Here is a 19407-nt window from a genome sequence, read left to right as displayed (position 1 = left end):
GGGGCACCCCGGCGGTTTTTCGCACTTGAGGGGTTTCCCCCCGCGTCGTACCTGCGCGTCGTGCCTAGGCGTCGTCCCGGCGGAGCGAAGGCTTCAGGTCCTTCAGCCGCCCCAGGAGACCGTTCACGAACGACGGTGAGTCGTCCGTGGAGAACTCCTTCGCCAGCTGCACCATCTCGTCCAGCACCACCGCGTCCGGCGTCGCGTCGACCCAGATCAGCTCGTACGCCCCGAGGCGCAGGATGTTGCGGTCGACGACCGGCATCCGGTCGAGCGTCCAGCCCACCGAGTACTGCGCGATCAGCTCATCGATCCGCTTCGTGTACTCGGCATAGCCCTCGACGAGCTGCATCGTGTACTCGCTGACCGGCGGCTGCCGGGTGTCGCTGTGGGCGTGCCGGATCCAGTCCGCGAGGACGGTCAGGACGTCGACCCCGCGCTGGTCGCCCTCGAAGAGGATCTGGAAGGCGCGCTTACGGGCCGTGTTACGGGCAGCCACGGTTAGCTGTTCACCCGGCCGAGGTAGTCGCTGGTACGGGTGTCGACCTTGATCTTCTCGCCGGTGGTGATGAAGAGCGGCACCTGGATCTGGTGGCCGGTCTCCAGCGTGGCGGGCTTGGTGCCACCGGTGGAGCGGTCGCCCTGGACGCCCGGCTCGGTCTCCTGGATCACGAGCTCGACGGCGGCCGGCAGCTCCACGAAGAGCACCTCGCCCTCGTGCTGCGCGACGGTGGCGGTGAAGCCCTCGATCAGGAAGTTGGCGGCGTCGCCGACGGCCTTGCGGTCGACCATCAGCTGGTCGTAGGTCTCCATGTCCATGAAGACGAAGTACTCGCCGTCCATGTAGGAGAACTGCATGTCGCGCTTGTCGACAGTGGCCGTCTCGACCTTGACGCCGGCGTTGAACGTCTTGTCGACGACCTTGCCGGAGAGCACGTTCTTGAGCTTGGTGCGCACGAAGGCCGGGCCCTTGCCGGGCTTGACGTGCTGGAACTCGACGACGGACCAGAGCTGGCCGCCTTCGAGCTTGAGCACCAGGCCGTTCTTGAGGTCGTTCGTGGAAGCCACGGTTGCGGAATCTCCTGGACTGACGTGGACGACCCCGGGCCACGCGCCCAGCCGATGAGCTAGAGCGCGAGCAGCTCCTTGGTCGTGATGGTGAGTAGCTCGGGTCCGCCGTCCGCCTCGGGGCGTACGACGAGCGTGTCATCGATCCGGACGCCGCCCCGGCCCGGGAGGTGGACCCCCGGTTCGACGGTGACCGGCACGCAAGCGTCCAGTTTACCCATGGCCGCGGGGGCCAACTGCGGGTCCTCGTCGATTTCCAGTCCGACCCCGTGCCCCATCAGTACCGGGAGGCCTTCTCCGTACCCCGAGGAGTCCAGGACCTGGCGGGCCGCGCGGTCCACGGCACGGTAGGCCGCGCCGGGTGCCAGCGCCTCCCGTCCGGCCCGCTGGGCTGCGAAGACCAGGTCGTACAGCTCGATCTGCCAGTCCGCGGGCGAGGTCCCGATCACGAAGGTACGGCCGATCTCACAGCGGTAGCCGCGGTACGTCGCGCCGAGGCAGACGGAGAGGAAGTCGCCCTCCTCGACCCTGCGGTCGGTCGGGATGTGACCGGGGCGACCGGAGTTCGGGCCGGCGGCGACGGAGGTGGTGAAGGCGGGGCCGTCGGCGCCGTGGTCGACGAGGCGGCGCTCCAGTTCCAGGGCGAGGTGGCGCTCGGTGCGGCCGACGAGGATCGATTCGAGGAGTTCACCCAGGGCCTGGTCGGCGATCTCCGCGCCGATCCGCAGACAGGAGATCTCCTCCTCGTCCTTGATCACCCTCAGCTGTTCGACCGCGCCACCCAGGTCGGCGAGCCGCAGCCGGGGCGCGACCGAGCGGATCGCCCGGTGCCGGCCGACGGTGAGGTGGTGTTCCTCCACGGCGAGCGACTCGGCGCCCGGAGCGGTGGCCAGGTCGGCCGCGGCGACCGCCGGGTCGCCGCCGGGGCTCGGCAGCACCTGGACGCGTACGGCCTCGTCGGGCCGGCCCTCGCCGATCTCACCGCTCGGCGGGGCACCGCAGACGAGGATGTCCTCGCCCCGGCCCAGCAGCAGGACGGCTCCCCTGGGTGCCGCGCCCGCCAGGTACCGGACGTTGGCGGGGCGGGTCACGAGTGCGGTGGCGCTGCCGCCGGCGTGGCAGCGTTCTCTCAGCCGGGCTCGGCGAGCCGCGTAGACCTCAGACATGTGCCGAGCGTATGAGCTTCGCCGGTGGGGCGCCGGTCGAGTGGGGCCGACTGGGGGCACTGTGCGGAGCACGGGGGTGCGGTCGGGGGTTGTGTGCCGTCCGCGAGCCGGTGGGGGCTTGTCGCGCAGTTCCCCGCGCCCCTGTCGGGGCGCGGGCTTCAGTGCGCTGTGCCTACCACTTCGGGGGGCTGGCGATCGACCGTGCCAGGACCTCGTCCAGGACTCGGGCCGTGGCCGGGACGTCGAGCTGGGAGTTGTCGATGATCGGCAGGCCCGAGCCGTACCAGCCCGCCATCCGGCCGTGGATGCGGGCGACCTCTTCGTCGGTGAGGCGGCGGTTGCCCGAGCGCTCGGCGTTGCGTTCGAGGACAATCTCCAGGCCCGGCAGGAGGACGACGGGCAGCAGACCGGGGCCGACGTGCCGTTTCCAGCCGCCGAGGCCGACGACCGGGCGGTCGGGGAACACGGCGTCGTCGAGAATGCAGGAAATGCCGTTGGCCAGGAAGTTCCGGGCGGAGAAGCCGCAGGTGCGGCGGGCGAGACGATACTGCGCCTCGGAGTTGTCGTTCCAGCCTGACTGCGGGTCCGCGAAGCCCGAGCGCACCCATTCCCGTACGTCGTCCAGGCTGATGTGCGCGGTGGGCACCCGGCGGTGGTCCGCCCAGTACTTGGCGACGCTCGTCTTGCCCGCCCCGGCGGGCCCGATGAGCAGGACGGCAAGGGTGGTGGCCGTGACGTCGGGCGCGCCGGTGGCGGGCGGCGGCATGGTGACCGGGCCGCCCGGCGGCAGTTGCACGTGTCCGGTGGTGTCCCGCGGGATCCCGGGCTGCTGCGGGGCCGAGGTGTGCGGATGCCCGGGGCTCCCGGCGAAGCCCGGCGCGGGCGGCACCGAGCCGGGAGGGGCGGGCGGGGGCGCGGAGGCGGGCGGCCCGGCCGGTGTGGGCGGGGCCATGGGCGCGGGCGGGGGTGGCGGCACGGGGCCCGGGTGCGTGCCCGGAGGCACCGGGTGGCCCGCTCCTGTGTGCTGCGGGGGATGCGCGCCCGGCGCTCCCGGGTGCTGAGGAGCCGGGTGTCCCTGCTGGTTCGCGGGCGGCGACCAAGGGGCCGCCGGGTCCTGCCCCGGCCGATGGGGCGGCGGCAGCGGAGCTCCCACTGCGTGCTGCATCCGGTGCCACTCCGTCTCGTACAGTCACATCGACACTGGCGGGCGGGGCCTTTCGACCCCGCCCTTACCGAACGGTACCGTCCCCGGCCGCCGTTTGGTGAACGGCCGGGGACAGCCCGAAGTGCCCAAGTGGCCATGGACACAAGGCGAATCGGGCAAGTCGTCCCCGAGCGTGCGTTACTGTCCCACTTCGCCGTAGGCGGCGAGGAGGATCGCCGGGTCGGGCCCCTCCAGCACGGTGGGCTTGGCCAGACCGTCCAGGACGATGAAGCGCAGCAGATCGCCCCGGGACTTCTTGTCGACCTTCATCGTCTCCAGCAGCCGGGGCCACTGGTCGTAGCGGTAGGTCAACGGCAGCCCCACCGCTTCCAGGACCGTGCGGTGCCGGTCGGCGGTCGCGTCGTCCAACCGGCCCGCCAGGCGCCCCAGTTCGGCTGCGAAGTGCATGCCGACGGACACGGCCGCGCCATGGCGCCACTGATAGCGCTCGTTCTTCTCGATCGCGTGGGCCAGCGTGTGCCCGTAGTTGAGGATCTCCCGGCGCCCGGACTCCTTCAGGTCACCGGAGACGACCTCGGCCTTGACCCGGATCGACCGCTCGATCAGCTCCGAGGTGTGCGGCCCGGCGGGCGTACGGGCCGCCTGCGGGTCGGCCTCGATCAGGTCCAGGATCACCGGGTCGGCGATGAACCCGGCCTTGATGATCTCCGCGAGACCGGAGACGTAGTCGTTGACCGGCAGGGAATCGAGCGCGGCCAGGTCGCACAGCACCCCGGCCGGCGGGTGGAAGGAACCCACCAGGTTCTTGCCCTCGGCGGTGTTGATACCGGTCTTGCCGCCCACCGCCGCGTCCACCATCGCCAACACGGTGGTCGGGATGGCGATCCAGCGCACCCCGCGCAGCCAGGTCGCCGCCACGAAACCGGCGAGGTCCGTGGTGGCGCCACCACCGACACCCACGATCACATCGGTCCGGGTGAACCCGGACTGCCCCAGCGCCTTCCAGCAGTACGCCGCGACCTCGGCCGTCTTGGCCTCCTCCGCGTTCGGCACCTGGATCGCCACGGCCTCGAACCCCTGCTCGGCCAGATCGGCCCGCAGCGCCTCTCCCGTGCCCTCCAGCGCCTCCGGGTGGATCACCGCGACCCGCTTGACCCGGTTGCCGATCAACCCGCCCAGCTCACCCAGGAGTTGACGCCCCACCAGGACCTCGTACGGCTCGGTACCCGCCGTACCGCCGACCTGGATACGGGTCACTGTCTCGCTCATGCTTCCTTCAACTCCAGTGCGTCCAGGGCCGCTCGGGTGACTTCCTCGGGCGTACGGCCGTCGGTGGCGACGACGGCCGTGGCGACCTCCTCGTACAGGCTCCGCCGGGCCTCCATCAACTCCCGCCACTGCTTACGGGGGTTGACGGCCAGCAGCGGGCGGGCGGCGTTGAGGCCGGTGCGCTTGACCGCCTCCTCGACGTCCATGGAGAGGTAGACGACCCGCTGCCCGGCCAGCAGGGCGCGCGTGTCGGCGTCGAGGATGGCGCCGCCGCCGAGGGCGAGGACGCCGTCGTGGGCGGCGAGTGCCGTGTGGACGGCCTGCTTCTCGATGGCGCGGAAGGCGGGCTCGCCCTCGTCGACGAAGATCTCCGCGATCTCACGGCCCTGTGCGGCCACGATGTCGTCGTCGGTGTCGCGATAGGCGACGCCGAGCCGCTCGGCGAGGAGCTGTCCGACGGTGGACTTGCCGACGCCCATGGGGCCGACGAGGACGACCAGAGGCACCGGGCTCACCGGATCGCGAGGTGGTCGAGGTAGGAGCGGACGTTGCGGGCCGTCTCGACGACGTTGTCGCCGCCGAACTTCTCCGCGACCGCGTCCGCGAGGACCAGGGCGACCATGGCCTCGGCGACGATGCCGGCGGCCGGGACCGCGGAGACGTCGGAGCGCTGGTGGTGGGCCTGCGTGGCCTCGCCCGTGGTCACGTCCACGGTCTGCAGGGCGCGCGGCACGGTCGCGATCGGCTTCATCGCCGCCCGGACCCGCAGCAACTCGCCCGTGGTCAGCCCGCCCTCGGTGCCGCCGGAGCGGCCGGAGACACGCCGGATGCCCTCGGGGGTGTTCACGATCTCGTCGTGGGCCTTGGAGCCGGGCACCCGCGCCAGCTCGAAGCCGTCGCCGATCTCGACGCCCTTGATCGCCTGGATGCCCATCAGCGCACCCGCCAGGCGGGCGTCCAGCTTCCGGTCCCAGTGCACGTGCGAGCCCAGGCCCACGGGCACGCCGTACGCCAGGATCTCCACGACTCCGCCGAGGGTGTCGCCGTCCTTGTGGGCCTGGTCGACCTCGGCGACCATCGCCTTCGACGCGTCCGCGTCGAGGCAGCGCAGCGGGTCCTCGTCCAGCTTCTCCACGTCGGCCGGGGTCGGGTACACGCCCTGCGGGGCCTTCACCGAGCACAGCTCGACGACATGGCTGACGATCTCGATCCCGGCCGTCTCCTTCAGGTACGACCGGGCGACGGCACCGAGGGCCACACGGGCGGCGGTCTCACGGGCCGAGGCGCGCTCCAGGACCGGCCGGGCCTCGTCGAAGCCGTACTTCTGCATCCCGGCCAGATCCGCGTGACCGGGCCGGGGACGGGTCAGCGGGGCGTTGCGGGCCAGCCCGGCCAGGATCTCCGGGTCGACCGGGTCCGCCGCCATGACCTGCTCCCACTTCGGCCACTCGGTGTTGCCGACCATGATCGCCACCGGGGAGCCCATGGTGAGGCCGTGCCGCACACCGCCGAGGAAGGTGACCTCGTCGCGCTCGAACTTCATCCGGGCACCGCGCCCATAGCCCAGTCGCCGCCGGGCCAGGTGGTCCGCCACCATCTCCGTGGTGATCGGCACGCCGGCGGGAAGACCCTCCAGCGTCGCGACAAGTGCGGGACCGTGGGACTCCCCCGCGGTCAGCCAGCGCAACCTGCTCAACGGTGCTCCTCAGTGCTCGCGCCCTGTACTGCGTGCTGCCTACGTGTACGCGCGTCCTCGCGTACGGCGACGGCTCCCGGGTGCGCGGCCCCGGCCCGCCGTCTCCGATCCTCCCACGTCCGGGGCGGGACCCGGTCACGGGTCCAGCAGACGGACGGGCCCGCACGCGGCGCGGCGCGCCGCCGCGGGTCACGCCATCTTCGCCGCCGCGCTCTTGATCGCCTCGCGGATGCGGAAGTACGTGCCGCAGCGGCAGACGTTCGCGATCGCGTCGATGTCGGCGTCGGTGGGGTCGCTGGTCCGCTTGAGCAGGGCGACGGCGGCCATGATCTGGCCGGGCTGGCAGTAGCCGCACTGGGCGACGTCCTGCTCCAGCCAGGCCTCCTGGACGGGGTGCAGCCGGTCCCCGTCGGCCAGGCCCTCGATGGTGGTGACCTCCCGGCCCGCCGCCTCGGCGACCGGCACGACACAAGGCCGTACGGCCTCGCCGTCGAGGTGGCTGGTGCAGGCCTTGCAGACGTCGATGCCGCAGCCGTACTTGGGGCCGCGGACGCCGAGCAGATCGCGCAGCGCCCACAGCAGGGGCAGGTCGTCGGGGGCGTCTACGGTGACGGTCTCGCCGTTGACGGTGAAGGTGTGCGAGGGCATGGATGTGCTCCTGGTTTCTCCGGCCGGCTCAGCGGGGGAAGGGCGTGAAGTCCACGTCGAAGTTGACGGGGAAGCTGCGCGGCTTGGTGCCGGTGGCTCGCGCGTAGGCGTTGGCGACGGCGCCGACGGCGGCCGGGACGCCGAGTTCGCCCGCGCCGCCGGGTTCGTCGGCGCCCTCGATGACGAAGATCCTGACGTCCTTCGGGGAGTCCTTCTGGCGGGCGTAGTGGAACTGCGAGTAGCTGCCTTCCAGCGGCAGCCCCTCGTCGATGTGCAGCCCGGCCCGCAGGGTGGTGGAGATGGCGTCCGTGAGCCCGCCGAGCAGTTGGGCCTCCAAGCCGCGCGGGTTGATCACCCGGCCCACGTCGGCCGCGATGACCGCCTTGGTCACCCGGGGTTTCTTCGGGTCGGTGGCGTCGATCTCGACGAGACAGGCCGTGCAGGCCTTGTACTCGTCGTGGAAGCCGACGCCCTGCGCCCAGCCCTCGGGCAGGCTCCGCCCCCACTCCCCTTCCTCCGCGACCTTGGCGAGTACGGCCCGCTGCCGTGCCGTTTTCAGGAACTCGCGCCGGAAGGCGACCGGGTCCTTGCCGAGCTTCGCCGCCAGCTCGTCGACGATGATCTCCTCGGCGCCGCGGGTGTTGGCCGAGTACACGGACCTCCACGACCCGGTGTGCATCCTGATCGGCACCTCGGTGAGCGTCTGCGTGGTGAGCCCGAAGTGGTACGGGGACTTCACCGTGGTGAGGAACAGGGTCTGCGCGAAGGTCGCGTTGCCGATGCCGGACGGCAGGCTCGCCGCGGCCGCGGTGATCGCGTCGCCGAGGCCGTGCCGGAAGTCGGTCTCCACCGCTGCCACCTGATGGGTGAAGGTGAGCACCTGCCCGGCCGCGTACGTGGCCCGGACCCGGTGGTGGGTGGCGGGCCGCATCCGCCCGTGCCGCATGTCGTCGATCCGCGACCACATCAGCCGAACGGGCCGCCCGCTCCTCTTGGACACGACGGCGGCCTCCAGCGCCGCGTCGAAGAAGAGCCGCCGCCCGAAGGACCCGCCCGACTGCACGACGTGGACCTTCACCTTGGACACCGGCAGTCCGACGGCCTTGGCGATGGCGGCCTGCGCGACGATCGGCGACTTGAGCCCCGACCAGACCTCGGCCCGGTCCTCCCGCACATCCGCGACCGCCGAGTTCGTCTCCAGAGGCGCGTGACTGGCGAACGCGAAGTCGAACTCCCCCTCCACCTTCTTCACCAGCGGCCCGAGCACATCCAGCGACGGCGTGGCCGTCTTCAGCTTCGCCCTGATGCCCGCGTCCGACAGCGCGTCGACGCTCCCCGGGCCCCAGGTGACATCCAGCGCCTCCTTGCCGCCGAGGGCCTGCCCGAACGTTTCCGCGACGACGGCGACCCCCGTGTCGATCGTGACCACGTCCAGGACACCCGGCATGGCCCGTACGGCGGCCTCGTTGTTCACCGCCTTCACCGTGCCGTTGATCGTCGGCGGCCGGCGCACCATGCAGGGCTTGGCCCCGGGTATGTCGAGGTCGAGTGTGTAGGCCTGCTTGCCGGTGACCAGGGCACGGGCGTCGATGCGGGAGGTGGGGGTGCCGACGAGGGTGTGCTCCGACTCCTTCTTCGGCGTGACGACGAGGGAGCCGAGGTCGAGGGAGGCGGCGGCCACCGACAGTGAGCCGTAGGAGGCGGTACGCCCGTCCGGTGCGACCACGACCCCCTGACGCACCGTCAAGTCCTGGGCACCGAGCCCCCATTGCTTGGCGGCGGTCCCGACCAGCCGGGCCCGCGCGGCAGCCGCCGTACGCCGCACCGGGTCGTACAGCGAGCGGATGGAGTTGGAACTGCCGGTGAGCTGGTTGAAGAGCAACTCGGGGCGGGCGTCGTCCAGTTGAACACGCACCCGGTCGAGCGGGGTGTCCAACTCCTCCGCCACCAGCATCGCCACCGCCGTGGTGAGCCCCTGCCCGACCTCTTCCCTCGGCAGCCGGAAGTGGGCGACGCCCTCCTCGTCGACGCTCAGCACCAGCATGTTCGCCGTGGGCGCCCCGGCCAGGATCAGCAGATCGCCGAGGTCCACCAGGTCCGCCGGCGCCGGCAGCGTGGGGATCGCCGCCTCCGCGCTGCCCGGTTCATAGACGTCCAGACCGATCTTGGTCGCGACGGCGAGTGTGGGCGCGGCCACCAGATACGTGAGAAACCTGCGCCGGGAGTGCCGGGAGTGACGTGACATGGAGGCTCCGTTCAGCGCCCCGCCTACGCCGCCGGGCCGCTCGGTGATGATCGCCGCTGGTTACCGCCTGGTACAGCGGTTTCACGGGATCAGCACACCCCGTCTCGCAGCCCCGGACGCTCAGCCGCGCTCGGCCAGCGCCCGCTCCCCCGCCGTGCGCATGGCCGCCACCGGTGCCGCCTTGCACCCGGTCATCTGCTCGACCTGCAGAACCGCCTGGTGGACCAGCAGATCGAGCCCGCTGACCACGGCACCTCCGTACGCGGACCAGCGCGCCGCCAGCTCGGTGGGCCAGGGGTGGTACAGCACGTCGAACAGCGTCGTCGGCCGCTCGGGCACCGCCCCGGAGAGCACATCCGTCGCCCCGGCCGGGGTGGTGGCGATGACCAGCGGAGCGCTCAGCGCCCGCTCGGCCTCCGCCCAGTCCGCCGTACGCACCTCGATGCCCAGCCGCTCGCCCCACTCCCGCATCTCGGCGGCCCGGGCCTCGCTCCGTACGTACGCCACGACCTCGCCGGTGCAGATCCGGGCGAGCGCGGCCAGCGCGGACGACGCCGTGGCGCCGGCGCCGAGGATCGCGGCCGACTCCACCTGCTCGATGCCCCGCTCCCGCAGGGCGGCGACCATCCCGGGGATGTCGGTGTTGTCGCCGACCCGCCGTCCGTCCTCCGTGAACACCAGCGTGTTGACGGCCTCGACCGAGGTCGCCGTCTCGCTGATCTCGTCCAGCAGCGGAATGACCGCCCGCTTGAGCGGCATCGTGAGCGACAGCCCCGCCCACTCCGGCCCCAGCTTCTCGACAAACCCCGGCAAAGCCTCCTCGTCGACCTCGAAACGGTCGTACGACCAGTCGGCGAGGCCGAGTTCGGCGTACGCGGCGCGGTGCAGCACCGGGGAGAGCGAGTGGGCGATCGGCGAACCGAGCACGGCGGCGCGGCGGTTGGTGGCGGTGCGGCTCATCTATCCGTTCTGTTCTTCCTGGTACTTTCTGCGGTTCTTGTTGTGCTCTTCGTTGGTCACGGCGAACAGCGTTTCGTCACGCAGTGACACGAAGTAGTACCAGTCGCCCTTTGCCGGCTTGAGAGCGCCCTCGATCGCCTCGTCACCAGGATTTCCGATCGGCCCGGGCGGCAATCCGTACACCTTGTATGTGTTGTACGGGTCATCGATCTGCCGCAGCGAGTCGACCGAGCCGGTCGCCAACTTCGATTCACCGCGCAGGTAATTGACCGTCGAGTCGAAGTCGAGCAGTCCGGCCGTCTCCGCGTTATTGGGCTCAAGCCGGTTGTAGACGACCCGCGCGATCTTCTTGTAGTCCTTCGCGTTGTTCCCCTCGGCCTGTACGAGGCTCGCCACGGTGAGCACCTGGAGCGGATTCTCCAGCTTCAGCCCCTTGGCCTTGTCCTCCAGATCGAACTGCTCGTACTTCGCCTTGGCAAGGTCGACCATTTCCTTGAGGACAGCCTCGGGCTTCATGCCCTTGGCGACCGGATACGTGGACGGGTAGAGGAATCCTTCCAGCGGGTCCTTGATGTCGTCGTTGTCGTTCGCCCAGTCGGGAAGACCGAGTGTCTCCCACTTTTTCTCGGCGAATTCCTTGGTTGTCCCCTTCTTGATCCCCAACTCCGTGTCGATCTTGGCGTAGACGTCGTTGTTCCGCTCGCCTTCGATGACGGTGAAGTTGTTCTGGCTCTTCGGGTCGAGCATCAGAGAGATAGCGCTTTCAGCGGACATCTCCTTCTTGAGGAGATAAACGCCCGCCTGAATATTGGGCCGGTCGGGATTCTGCGCCAGCGCCGTTGTGAAGGCATCCACGCTCTTGACGACGCCGGCCGCCTTCAGTTTCTGCCCGATCACCGAGCCGAACTCACCCTTGGCGACCGTGATCGTCACGGTCTCGTTCGTGCCGTTACCCGAGTAATCAGGCACATCGCCGAAGCGGCTCTGGAAGAACTGGTACCCGAAATAGCTCACTCCGGCGAACCCACCACCGAAAACCATGACGACCACCAGGCACGCACACCCGCTGCGGCGCTTCTTGCCACCTTTGCCCGGCTTCTTGGACTTGCCGCCGCGGCCCTTGCGGTCGCCCCGGCCGGTGCGCTCCTCGGCCTCGTCGGCTTCGTCGTCATCGGCGCCGCCCGCGAAGAACGCGTGTTCGCCCTGGTCCGGCCCGGGATCCCAGTCGGTCCGCTCGGCGGCCGGCGGCTTCTCGGCCTCGGGGTCCGGCGCGGGCGTGGTCTCCGCGCGTCGGCGCGAGGGCGGCTCCGGTGGCGGATACGCGTCGGGGGTGCCGTAGAAGTCCTGCTGGCCGGCGCCGTAGCCGATCGCCTGCTGCTGACCGTAGGGGTCGGCCGGGTCGGGGACGTACGCACCCTGTGCCTGCTGGTGGGTATGTGTTCCGTTGTTCCAGGCGCCGTTGCCCTGGTCGTACTGCTGCTGGCCGTGACCCGTGTACTGCTGCTGGTGCTGGTCCTGGCCGGGGTACTGCTGGCCGGGGGCGCCGTACTCCTGCTGGTACTGCTGGTGGGCGTAGCCGTCCTGGTGGCCCTGATGGCCGTTGTTCCAGCCGCCGTTGCCGTTTCCATCGCCGTACTGCTGGTACTGCTGCTCCGGGTAGTGCTGCTGCGGCTGGCCGCCGTAGCCGGACTGCTGGCCCCCCTGGGCCTGCTGTCCGTCCCATCCGCCGTCCCCGTACAACGGGTCGTCCGGATGCCACGGTTCGGAGCCTGGGCCCCGGCCATACTCAGTCATCGATCCCCTAGAGCCGCGAGGCGGCGGTCACGCGGGGCCTGTGGCTCGGCTTTCGTCCCCGCCTCTTTTTGTGCGGTGGCTGTTCGAAGGCCACCACATCGCGCGGAACGTTACCGTATCGCGATCAGATGACCACTTCGACGCCCTCGCCCGGAGCTTTACCTGACGCCCGTTCGGATTCCAGCGCCTGTTGCAGGATGATCACGGCCGCTGCCTGGTCAATGACCGACCTGCCCTTTTTGGATTTCACACCTGAGGCACGCAGTCCTTGACTCGCCGTCACTGTGGTCATCCTCTCGTCGAGAAGTCTGACCGGAACGGGCGCGATCATGCGCGCCAACTCCTGGGCGAACCCCCGCACCTTGACCGCGGCCGGGCCCTCTCCTCCCTTGAGGGAGCGCGGGAGTCCGATGATTACCTCGATAGGTACGTACTCGTCGATCAGTTGTCTCAATCGCCGCTGAGCCGCGGGGACATCGCGTCCCGGCACGGTCTCCACGGGCGTGGCAAGGATCCCGTCGGGGTCGCAGGAGGCGACCCCGATCCGGGCGTCGCCGACATCGATCGCGAGCCGACGGCCGCGGCGCATGGCCGGGCCGTCGTCTTCGCTGCTGTGATCGTGCGTACTCACTTGGCCGTCTCGGCGACCAGGCGTTCGACCGCGTCCACGGCCTCGCCGATGGCGGCCGGGTTCTGGCCACCGCCCTGGGCGACGTCCGGCTTGCCGCCACCGCCGCCGCCGAGGGTCTTGGCGGCCGTACGGACCAGGTCACCGGCCTTCAGGCCACGCTCGCGGGCGGCCTCGTTGGTGGCGATGACCGTCAGCGGCTTGCCGTTCACGGCGGTGAACAGGGCGACCACGGCGGCCCGGCCGCCCTGGATGCGTCCGCGTACGTCGAGCACGAGCTTGCGGAGGTCGTCGGCGGTCGTGCCGTCCGGGACCTGGCCGGTCACCAGGGCGACGCCGGAGACGTCCTTGGCGGACTCGGCGAGCCCGGCGGCGGCCTGCAGCACCTTCTCGGCGCGGAACTTCTCGATCTCCTTCTCGGCGTCCTTCAGCTTGCCGAGCATGGCCGAAACCTTCTCCGGAAGCTCCTCCGGGCGGCCCTTGATCAGCTCCTGGAGCTGGGCGACGACCGTGTGCTCACGGGCGAGGAAGTTGTAGGCGTCCACGCCGACCAGGGCCTCGATACGGCGCACACCGGAGCCGATGGAGGACTCGCCGAGCAGCTTGACCAGGCCGAGCTGCGAGGTGTTGTGGACGTGCGTACCGCCGCACAGCTCCTTGGAGAAGTCGCCGATGGTGACGACGCGGACCCGCTCGCCGTACTTCTCTCCGAACTCGGCGATGGCGCCCTGCTTCTTGGCCTCGTCGAGGCTCAGGATCTCCGCGTGGACGTCCAGGTCGCGGGAGAGCACCTCGTTGATCTTCTGCTCGACGTCGGTCATCACGGCCGTCGGGACGGCGGACGGGGAGCCGAAGTCGAAGCGGAAGCGGCCGGGCTGGTTCTCGGAACCGGCCTGGGCGGCCGTCGGGCCGAGGGCGTCGCGCAGGGCCTGGTGGGTGAGGTGGGTGGCCGAGTGGGCGCGGGCGATGGCCGTGCGGCGGCGGCCGTCGATGGAGGCCTGGGCCTTGGCGCCGACGGTCACCTCGCCGACCTGGACGACGCCCTTGTGGACGTACACGCCCGGGACCGGCTTCTGGCAGTCGCGGATCTCGATGACGGCACCGGAGTCGACCTTGATCCGGCCGGTGTCACCGATCTGACCGCCGCCCTCGGCGTAGAACGGGGTGCGGTCGAGGACGATCTCGACCTCGTCGCCCTCGGTGGCGGCGGGCGAGGACAGCCCGTCCACGAGGATGCCGACGACCGTGGACTCGCCCTCGGTGTCCGAGTAGCCGATGAACTCGGTCTCGCCGGCGGCGTCGGCGATCTCACGGTAGGCACCGAGGTCGGCGTGGCCGGTCTTCTTGGCACGGGCGTCGGCCTTGGCGCGGTCCCGCTGCTCCTTCATCAGGCGGCGGAAGCCGTCCTCGTCCACGGAGAGGCCCTGTTCGGCGGCCATCTCCAGGGTGAGGTCGATGGGGAAGCCCCAGGTGTCGTGGAGCAGGAAGGCCTTGTCGCCGGAGAGGACCTGGCCGCCGGCCTGCTTGGTCTCGGTGACGGCGGTGTCGAGAATGTTGGTGCCGCCCTTGAGGGCCTTGAGGAAGGCGGCCTCCTCGGCGAGGGCCACCGTCTCGATGCGCTTGCGGTCGGTGACGAGCTCCGGGTACTGCTGCCCCATCATGCCGATGACGACGTCGATGAGGTCCTGGACGACCGGTCCGGTGGCGCCGAGGAGCCGCATGTTGCGGATGGCGCGGCGCATGATGCGGCGCAGGACGTAGCCGCGTCCCTCGTTGCCGGGGGTGACGCCGTCGCCGATGAGCATCACGGCGGTGCGGATGTGGTCGGTGACCACGCGCAGGGAGACGTCGGACTGGTGGGCGTCGCCGTAGCGGACGCCGGTCAGTTCGGTGGCCTTGTCGATGACGGCCATGGAGGTGTCGATCTCGTACATGTTCTGCACGCCCTGCAGAATCATGGCGAGGCGCTCCAGGCCGAGGCCCGTGTCGATGTTCTTGCTGGGCAGCTCGCCGAGGATCTCGAAGTCTTCCTTCGAGGTGCCCTCGCCGCGCTCGTACTGCATGAAGACCAGGTTCCAGATCTCCACGTACCGCTCGTCGTTGACGGCCGGGCCGCCCTCGACGCCGAACTCGGGGCCGCGGTCGTAGTTGATCTCGGAACACGGGCCGCACGGGCCGGGAACGCCCATGGACCAGTAGTTGTCCTTCTTGCCGAGGCGCTGGATGCGCTCCTTGGGCACGCCGATCTGCTCGTGCCAGATGCGCTCGGCCTCGTCGTCGTCCTTGTAGACGGTGATCCAGAGCTTCTCCGGCTCCAGGCCGTAACCACCCTTGTCCTGGGGGCTGGTGAGCAGCTCCCAGGCGTGCTGGATGGCGCCTTCCTTGAAGTAGTCGCCGAAGGAGAAGTTGCCGCACATCTGGAAGAAGGTGCCGTGCCGGGTGGTCTTGCCGACCTCCTCGATGTCCGGCGTACGGACGCACTTCTGCACGCTGGTGGCACGGTTGAAGGAGGGCTTGACCTCACCGAGGAAGTACGGCTTGAACGGGACCATGCCCGCGTTGACCAGGAGCAGAGTCGGGTCGTCCGCGATGAGCGACGCCGAAGGGACAACGGTGTGACCGCGCTCCTCGAAGAAGCTCAACCAGCGGCGACGAATCTCGGCCGACTCCATCAGTGGTCCTCATTCCGGTTGTACGGGTAAGTCGAGGTCTCGGTGTACCTCGGGGGTGTGCGGTTCTCGATGGCGGTGTACCGCCGGGGCGCGGGGAGTTCGGGGTCCTCCTGGATGCCGAGCGCGTCCTCGAGTTCCGCCTCCCGCCGCTCCATGTTGTGGCGGACGTCGAGCGCGAAGCCGACCGCGCGGTCCTTGACGCGCGCCCCCGTCTCCAGCGCCTTGTTGGCCGCGGTCGCGGCGAGGCTCTCGGGGGTCAGCTGCTTCAGCTTGCGGTTGACCTTGGTGGTGGCCCAGACACCGGCGGCGACGCCGGTGGTGAACCAGAAGGTTCGGCGGAACATGGCTGGCTCTCAGTCCCTCTTTTCACGGGCGCTGCGCTTCTCCCGCCGGGAGAGGGTCCGGCCCACGATCACGGTACGCCGGGGCTCCCTGGCGGGCGCTTCGTCCTTGCGGCCGAGGGCGCGGCGGACGCCGTACCCGAAGGCGGCGACTTTCACCAGGGGGCCGCCGAACGTGGACGCGACGGTCGTGGAGAGCGCCGAGGCGTTCGACGTGACCTCCTGGACGTCGGACGCGATGGCGTCGACCCGCTCGATCTGGGTCTGCGCGGAGCGGACGGCGGTGGACGCCTCGGCGAGGAGGGGGACGGCCTGGTCGGTCACGTCCGCCACGAGCTTGGTGGTCGCCTTGAGCGTCTGGGCCAGCCTCGCCAGCGCGACGGCGAGGAAGGAGACCAGGATCGCCCAGAAGACGGCCACCAGGATCCCGGCCACCTCGCCACCGGACACTGTGCGCACCCGCTCCCTGGAACTCGCCTGAACGTCGGAAAGTCGTGCCCCCGAGCCTATCGCGCCGGGGCGATCGCTCAGAACCGCATTAATGCCGAGCGGAACACCCGTCTCAGCAAGGCGAGAGCCCGCCGTCCCACCCGCCGGAAAGGGCGGGGGGACGACGGGCTGACGCTCGGTGCGGGTGTCCTACGACCGCCGAGAACCCTGGGGAGGGATCAACGGGCGTAGTACTCGACGACGAGCTGCTCGTCGCAGATGACCGGAACTTCCTTGCGGTTCGGCTCGCGGTCCAGGCGGAACGCCAGGGCCTTGAGGTTCACCTGCAGGTAGCGGGGGGTCTCACCGTCCGCGGCGAAGCCACCCTCGCGGGCGACCTCGAACAGCGGCTTCTGACGGCTGCGCTCACGGACCATGACGACGTCGTCCGGCTTGACGCGGAAGGACGGCTTGTCGACCTTGTGGCCGTTGACCTCGATGTGGCCGTGGACGACCATCTGGCGGGCCTGGTAGATCGTGCGGGCGATGCCCGAACGCAGGACCAGCGCGTCGAGACGGCGCTCCAGCTCGATGATCAGGGCCTCACCGGTCTTGCCCTGGACCTTGGAGGCACGCTCGTAGGCGCGGACGAGCTGACGCTCGGACACGTCGTACTGCGCGCGCAGACGCTGCTTCTCGAGCAGACGGACCTTGTAGTCCGAGTTCTGCTTGCGGCCGCGGCCGTGCTCACCCGGCGGGTAGGGGCGGGCCTCGAAGTACTTGACGGCCTTCGGGGTCAGCGCGATGCCGAGGGCACGCGACTTCTTGACCTTGGGGCGGGACTGGTTCGCCACTTCTTTTCCTTTTCCTCTTCGGCTGCCTCAGGGTTACGGGAGGTCGCATCCGCAGCCGGGGAATCCCGTCAGTCCGCGAGGGACGTGTCGGGTAGCCGCTCCCCTGGTCTGGGCACATACGTGCAGCACACGAACGGCCCACCGACCGGTCCCGGAACTCCGAGTGGTGGTGGGCTGCCCGCGACACCTACGACGGTGCGCGACGCTCCTGGATCATGAAGATCCGGCTGGATGTCCCGCCTGAGGCGCCGACCGGAGCCGGACACGGGACGCAGCACTGTGGAGGAGTCTACAGGGGGTTCAGGACTGCTTCCGACCGAGGTTCTTCCTGGTCCACTCCACCGCGTCCGCGTACCGGGCCTCGGCCCCGTGTCTGGTCGGCGTGTAGTACTCCCGGCCCTTGATCTCGTCCGGCGCGTACTGCTGGGCGGCGATCCCCTCGGGCAGGTCGTGCGGGTACACATACCCCTGGGCGTGCCCGAGCTTGGCCGCGCCCTTGTAGTGCCCGTCCCGCAGATGCGGGGGCACGGGGCCGGCCAGACCTTTGCGTACGTCCTCCATGGCGGCGCCGATGGCGAGGGTCGCGGCGTTGGACTTGGGCGCCAAGGCGAGGGCGATCGTGGCGTGGCTGAGGGTGAGCGCGGCCTCGGGGAAGCCGATCATGGCGACGGCCTGGGCGGCGGCGACGGCTATCGGCAGCGCGTTCGGATCGGCGAGGCCGATGTCCTCGCTGGCGGAGATCATCAGCCGGCGGGCGATGAACCGGGGGTCCTCGCCCGCCTCGATCATGCGGGCCAGGTAGTGCAGGGCCGCGTCCACGTCGGACCCGCGGATGGACTTGATGAGGGCGCTGGCCACGTCGTAGTGCTGGTCGCCGTCGCGGTCGTACTTCACGGCGGCGCGGTCGACGGTCTCTTCGAGGGTCTGGAGGCCGATCTCCTCCTCCCCTTTGTCCAGCGCGGCTCCGGCGGCGGCCTCCAGCGCGGTGAGGGCGCGGCGGGCGTCGCCGCCGGCGATCCGCAGCAGGTGGGCCTCGGTGTCCTCGGGGAGGGTGACGGCGTTCTTGAGGCCGCGCTCGTCGGTCAGCGCGCGCCGCAGCAGGCCGCGCAGGTCGTCGTCGGTGAGCGGTTCGAGGGTGAGCAGGAGGGACCGGGACAGCAGCGGGGAGATCACCGAGAAGTACGGGTTCTCCGTGGTCGCCGCGATCAGGGTGACCCAGCGGTTCTCGACGGCCGGGAGGAGGGAGTCCTGCTGGGCTTTGCTGAAGCGGTGGATCTCGTCGAGGAAGAGGACGGTCTCCTTGCCGTACCCGCCGGTGGCGCGGCGGGCGCCCTCGATGACCGCGCGGACCTCCTTGACGCCGGCGGTGATCGCGGAGAGCTCCACGAAGCGCTTGTTGGTGGCCTTGGAGACGACGTAGGCGAGGGTGGTCTTGCCGGTGCCGGGCGGGCCCCAGAGGATCACCGAGGAGGGGCCGGCCGGGCCGCCGCCGGACTCGCCGACCAGTCGGCGCAGCGGGGAGCCGGGCTTGAGCAGGTGCTGCTGGCCCACCACCTCGTCGAGGGTGCGCGGGCGCATCCGGACGGCCAGGGGGCTGCTCGTCGGGTCCTTCTCCTGGCGTTCTTCTGCGGCGGCGGTGAACAGATCGGGCTCCACGCTGAAAACCCTATGTCACCGCACTGACAGTCCGGTCGGGGCCGGTGGGGGCCCGTGGACGGTCAGCTGGTCCAGAAGTCCCACCAGCGGGTCAGGATCAGCATGCCGATGACGCCGATGTGCATGACCGGCAGGACCCAGGTGAACTCGCCGAAGAAGTTCTTGAGCCGGCTCGGCGCGGGCAGGAAGCCGTTGCGGATGTTGGAGGAGGTGACGTACCAGAACATCAGGATGGTGGCGACCCAGGCGAGGCAGCACCACAGGCAGAGCGAGTTGATGTTGTACAGCGACTGGTACTGGAGCCAGGTCACGAAGCCGACGCCGAAGAGGGTGCCCGCGTTGAAGGTGAGCCAGTACCAGCGCGGGTAGGTCGCGCGGGCGAGCAGGCTCACGCCGACGCAGATGACGATGCCGTAGGCGACGAGGCCGAGCATCGGGTTGGGGAAGCCGAAGACGGAGGCCTGGTCGCTCTTCATGATGTTGCCGCAGGAGACGACCGGGTTGAGGCTGCACCCGGGGGTGAAGTTCGGGTCCTCCAGCAGCTTGAACTTGTCGAGCGTGATGACCCAGGAGGCGAGCAGTCCGGCCGCGCCGGTGATCAGCAGCAGGATCGCGAAGGCCCGGCTGCCGCCCACCGTGCGCGGGGCCTCGGTGTGTTCCCGCCGGGCGGCGGGGACGTCCTTGACTGTCGTCTTGCTCATCACGTCGATTCCGTCGATTCCATAGCGTCGAAGGGGCCGCGGGGGCACGGTCATTGTGCCGTACACCCTCGCGCGCGCACCGTTCGCTGGACATAAAAGTCGCCCCTACCGCCCG

18 protein-coding genes are annotated in these 19407 nt (G+C 70.0%); all 18 read right to left on the bottom strand.

The features are described 5' to 3' along the window. Window positions 1–64: 64 nt before the first annotated feature. Complete coding sequence (nusB, locus tag ACZ7MG_RS35995) at window positions 65–499, bottom strand: transcription antitermination factor NusB (protein ID WP_471389848.1); 435 nt, start codon at window positions 497–499, stop codon at window positions 65–67. Between the two features lie 2 nt (window positions 500–501). Continuing rightward, complete coding sequence (gene efp / locus ACZ7MG_RS35990; protein WP_033532566.1) at window positions 502–1068, bottom strand: elongation factor P; 567 nt, start codon at window positions 1066–1068, stop codon at window positions 502–504. A gap of 59 nt (window positions 1069–1127) precedes the next feature. Further along, window positions 1128–2234, bottom strand: coding sequence for an aminopeptidase P family protein (locus ACZ7MG_RS35985; protein WP_471389845.1), 1107 nt, complete (start codon window positions 2232–2234; stop codon window positions 1128–1130). 172 nt (window positions 2235–2406) lie between these two features. Continuing rightward, window positions 2407–3399 carry an AAA family ATPase gene (locus ACZ7MG_RS35980; protein WP_471389842.1) on the bottom strand — a complete coding sequence of 331 codons (993 nt, stop codon included), beginning with the start codon at window positions 3397–3399 and terminating at the stop codon, window positions 2407–2409. A gap of 177 nt (window positions 3400–3576) precedes the next feature. Beyond that, entirely contained in the window at window positions 3577–4668 is a 1092-nt protein-coding gene (gene aroB, locus ACZ7MG_RS35975; protein WP_471389839.1) for a 3-dehydroquinate synthase, read from the bottom strand. Beyond that, the gene (locus tag ACZ7MG_RS35970; protein WP_471389999.1) at window positions 4665–5147 is read right to left on the bottom strand and encodes a shikimate kinase; all 483 of its coding nucleotides are present in this window, start codon (window positions 5145–5147) and stop codon (window positions 4665–4667) included. Before ACZ7MG_RS35970 ends, aroB begins: the two co-directional genes overlap by 4 nt. A 32-nt stretch (window positions 5148–5179) precedes the next feature. Beyond that, window positions 5180–6364, bottom strand: coding sequence for a chorismate synthase (aroC, locus tag ACZ7MG_RS35965; RefSeq protein WP_086762239.1), 1185 nt, complete (start codon window positions 6362–6364; stop codon window positions 5180–5182). Window positions 6365–6553: 189 nt separating this feature from the next. Then, complete coding sequence (locus tag ACZ7MG_RS35960) at window positions 6554–7012, bottom strand: (2Fe-2S)-binding protein (protein WP_471389835.1); 459 nt, start codon at window positions 7010–7012, stop codon at window positions 6554–6556. Window positions 7013–7040: 28 nt separating this feature from the next. Then, the gene (locus ACZ7MG_RS35955; RefSeq protein ID WP_471389833.1) at window positions 7041–9257 is read right to left on the bottom strand and encodes a xanthine dehydrogenase family protein molybdopterin-binding subunit; all 2217 of its coding nucleotides are present in this window, start codon (window positions 9255–9257) and stop codon (window positions 7041–7043) included. 120 nt (window positions 9258–9377) lie between these two features. Beyond that, the gene (locus ACZ7MG_RS35950; protein ID WP_471389830.1) at window positions 9378–10217 is read right to left on the bottom strand and encodes a shikimate dehydrogenase; all 840 of its coding nucleotides are present in this window, start codon (window positions 10215–10217) and stop codon (window positions 9378–9380) included. After that, window positions 10218–12011, bottom strand: a complete 1794-nt coding sequence (gene mltG, locus ACZ7MG_RS35945; protein WP_471389827.1) for an endolytic transglycosylase MltG — start codon at window positions 12009–12011, stop codon at window positions 10218–10220. A gap of 124 nt (window positions 12012–12135) precedes the next feature. Then, window positions 12136–12600, bottom strand: coding sequence for a Holliday junction resolvase RuvX (gene ruvX, locus ACZ7MG_RS35940; protein ID WP_471389996.1), 465 nt, complete (start codon window positions 12598–12600; stop codon window positions 12136–12138). Between the two features lie 38 nt (window positions 12601–12638). Beyond that, window positions 12639–15311 (bottom strand): alanine--tRNA ligase, encoded by a 2673-nt coding sequence (alaS, locus tag ACZ7MG_RS35935; RefSeq protein WP_471389824.1) that lies wholly within the window; start codon window positions 15309–15311, stop codon window positions 12639–12641. Continuing rightward, window positions 15311–15655, bottom strand: a complete 345-nt coding sequence (locus tag ACZ7MG_RS35930) for a hypothetical protein (RefSeq protein WP_471389821.1) — start codon at window positions 15653–15655, stop codon at window positions 15311–15313. The genes alaS and ACZ7MG_RS35930 overlap by 1 nt, the downstream gene beginning before the upstream one ends. A gap of 9 nt (window positions 15656–15664) precedes the next feature. Beyond that, a complete protein-coding gene (locus tag ACZ7MG_RS35925) occupies window positions 15665–16111 on the bottom strand; it encodes a DUF948 domain-containing protein (protein ID WP_471389818.1) in 447 nt (148 codons plus the stop codon). A 209-nt stretch (window positions 16112–16320) separates the two neighbouring features. Then, window positions 16321–16935, bottom strand: coding sequence for a 30S ribosomal protein S4 (gene rpsD / locus ACZ7MG_RS35920; RefSeq protein ID WP_005485453.1), 615 nt, complete (start codon window positions 16933–16935; stop codon window positions 16321–16323). 300 nt (window positions 16936–17235) lie between these two features. Then, window positions 17236–18591 (bottom strand): replication-associated recombination protein A, encoded by a 1356-nt coding sequence (locus ACZ7MG_RS35915; protein ID WP_471389814.1) that lies wholly within the window; start codon window positions 18589–18591, stop codon window positions 17236–17238. Window positions 18592–18653: 62 nt separating this feature from the next. Then, window positions 18654–19292, bottom strand: coding sequence for a vitamin K epoxide reductase family protein (locus tag ACZ7MG_RS35910; RefSeq protein WP_471389813.1), 639 nt, complete (start codon window positions 19290–19292; stop codon window positions 18654–18656). Window positions 19293–19407: the final 115 nt, after the last annotated feature.

The organism is Streptomyces sp. NPDC107538, assembly GCF_055657445.1.
This window is presented reverse-complemented; position numbering and strand designations above follow the sequence as displayed.

What these genes read in the sequence shown, in the direction of transcription:
- alaS (WP_471389824.1), bottom strand. Translation starts at nt 15,311, where the DNA reads ATGGAGTCGGCCGAGATTCGTCGCCGCTGGTTGAGCTTCTTCGAGGAG.
- ACZ7MG_RS35955 (WP_471389833.1), bottom strand. Translation starts at nt 9,257, where the DNA reads ATGTCACGTCACTCCCGGCACTCCCGGCGCAGGTTTCTCACGTATCTG.
- ACZ7MG_RS35910 (WP_471389813.1), bottom strand. Translation starts at nt 19,292, where the DNA reads ATGAGCAAGACGACAGTCAAGGACGTCCCCGCCGCCCGGCGGGAACAC.
- mltG (WP_471389827.1), bottom strand. Translation starts at nt 12,011, where the DNA reads ATGACTGAGTATGGCCGGGGCCCAGGCTCCGAACCGTGGCATCCGGAC.
- ruvX (WP_471389996.1), bottom strand. Translation starts at nt 12,600, where the DNA reads ATGCGCCGCGGCCGTCGGCTCGCGATCGATGTCGGCGACGCCCGGATC.
- ACZ7MG_RS35960 (WP_471389835.1), bottom strand. Translation starts at nt 7,012, where the DNA reads ATGCCCTCGCACACCTTCACCGTCAACGGCGAGACCGTCACCGTAGAC.
- aroB (WP_471389839.1), bottom strand. Translation starts at nt 4,668, where the DNA reads ATGAGCGAGACAGTGACCCGTATCCAGGTCGGCGGTACGGCGGGTACC.
- ACZ7MG_RS35980 (WP_471389842.1), bottom strand. Translation starts at nt 3,399, where the DNA reads ATGCAGCACGCAGTGGGAGCTCCGCTGCCGCCGCCCCATCGGCCGGGG.
- ACZ7MG_RS35950 (WP_471389830.1), bottom strand. Translation starts at nt 10,217, where the DNA reads ATGAGCCGCACCGCCACCAACCGCCGCGCCGCCGTGCTCGGTTCGCCG.
- ACZ7MG_RS35985 (WP_471389845.1), bottom strand. Translation starts at nt 2,234, where the DNA reads ATGTCTGAGGTCTACGCGGCTCGCCGAGCCCGGCTGAGAGAACGCTGC.
- ACZ7MG_RS35970 (WP_471389999.1), bottom strand. Translation starts at nt 5,147, where the DNA reads ATGGGCGTCGGCAAGTCCACCGTCGGACAGCTCCTCGCCGAGCGGCTC.
- ACZ7MG_RS35930 (WP_471389821.1), bottom strand. Translation starts at nt 15,655, where the DNA reads ATGTTCCGCCGAACCTTCTGGTTCACCACCGGCGTCGCCGCCGGTGTC.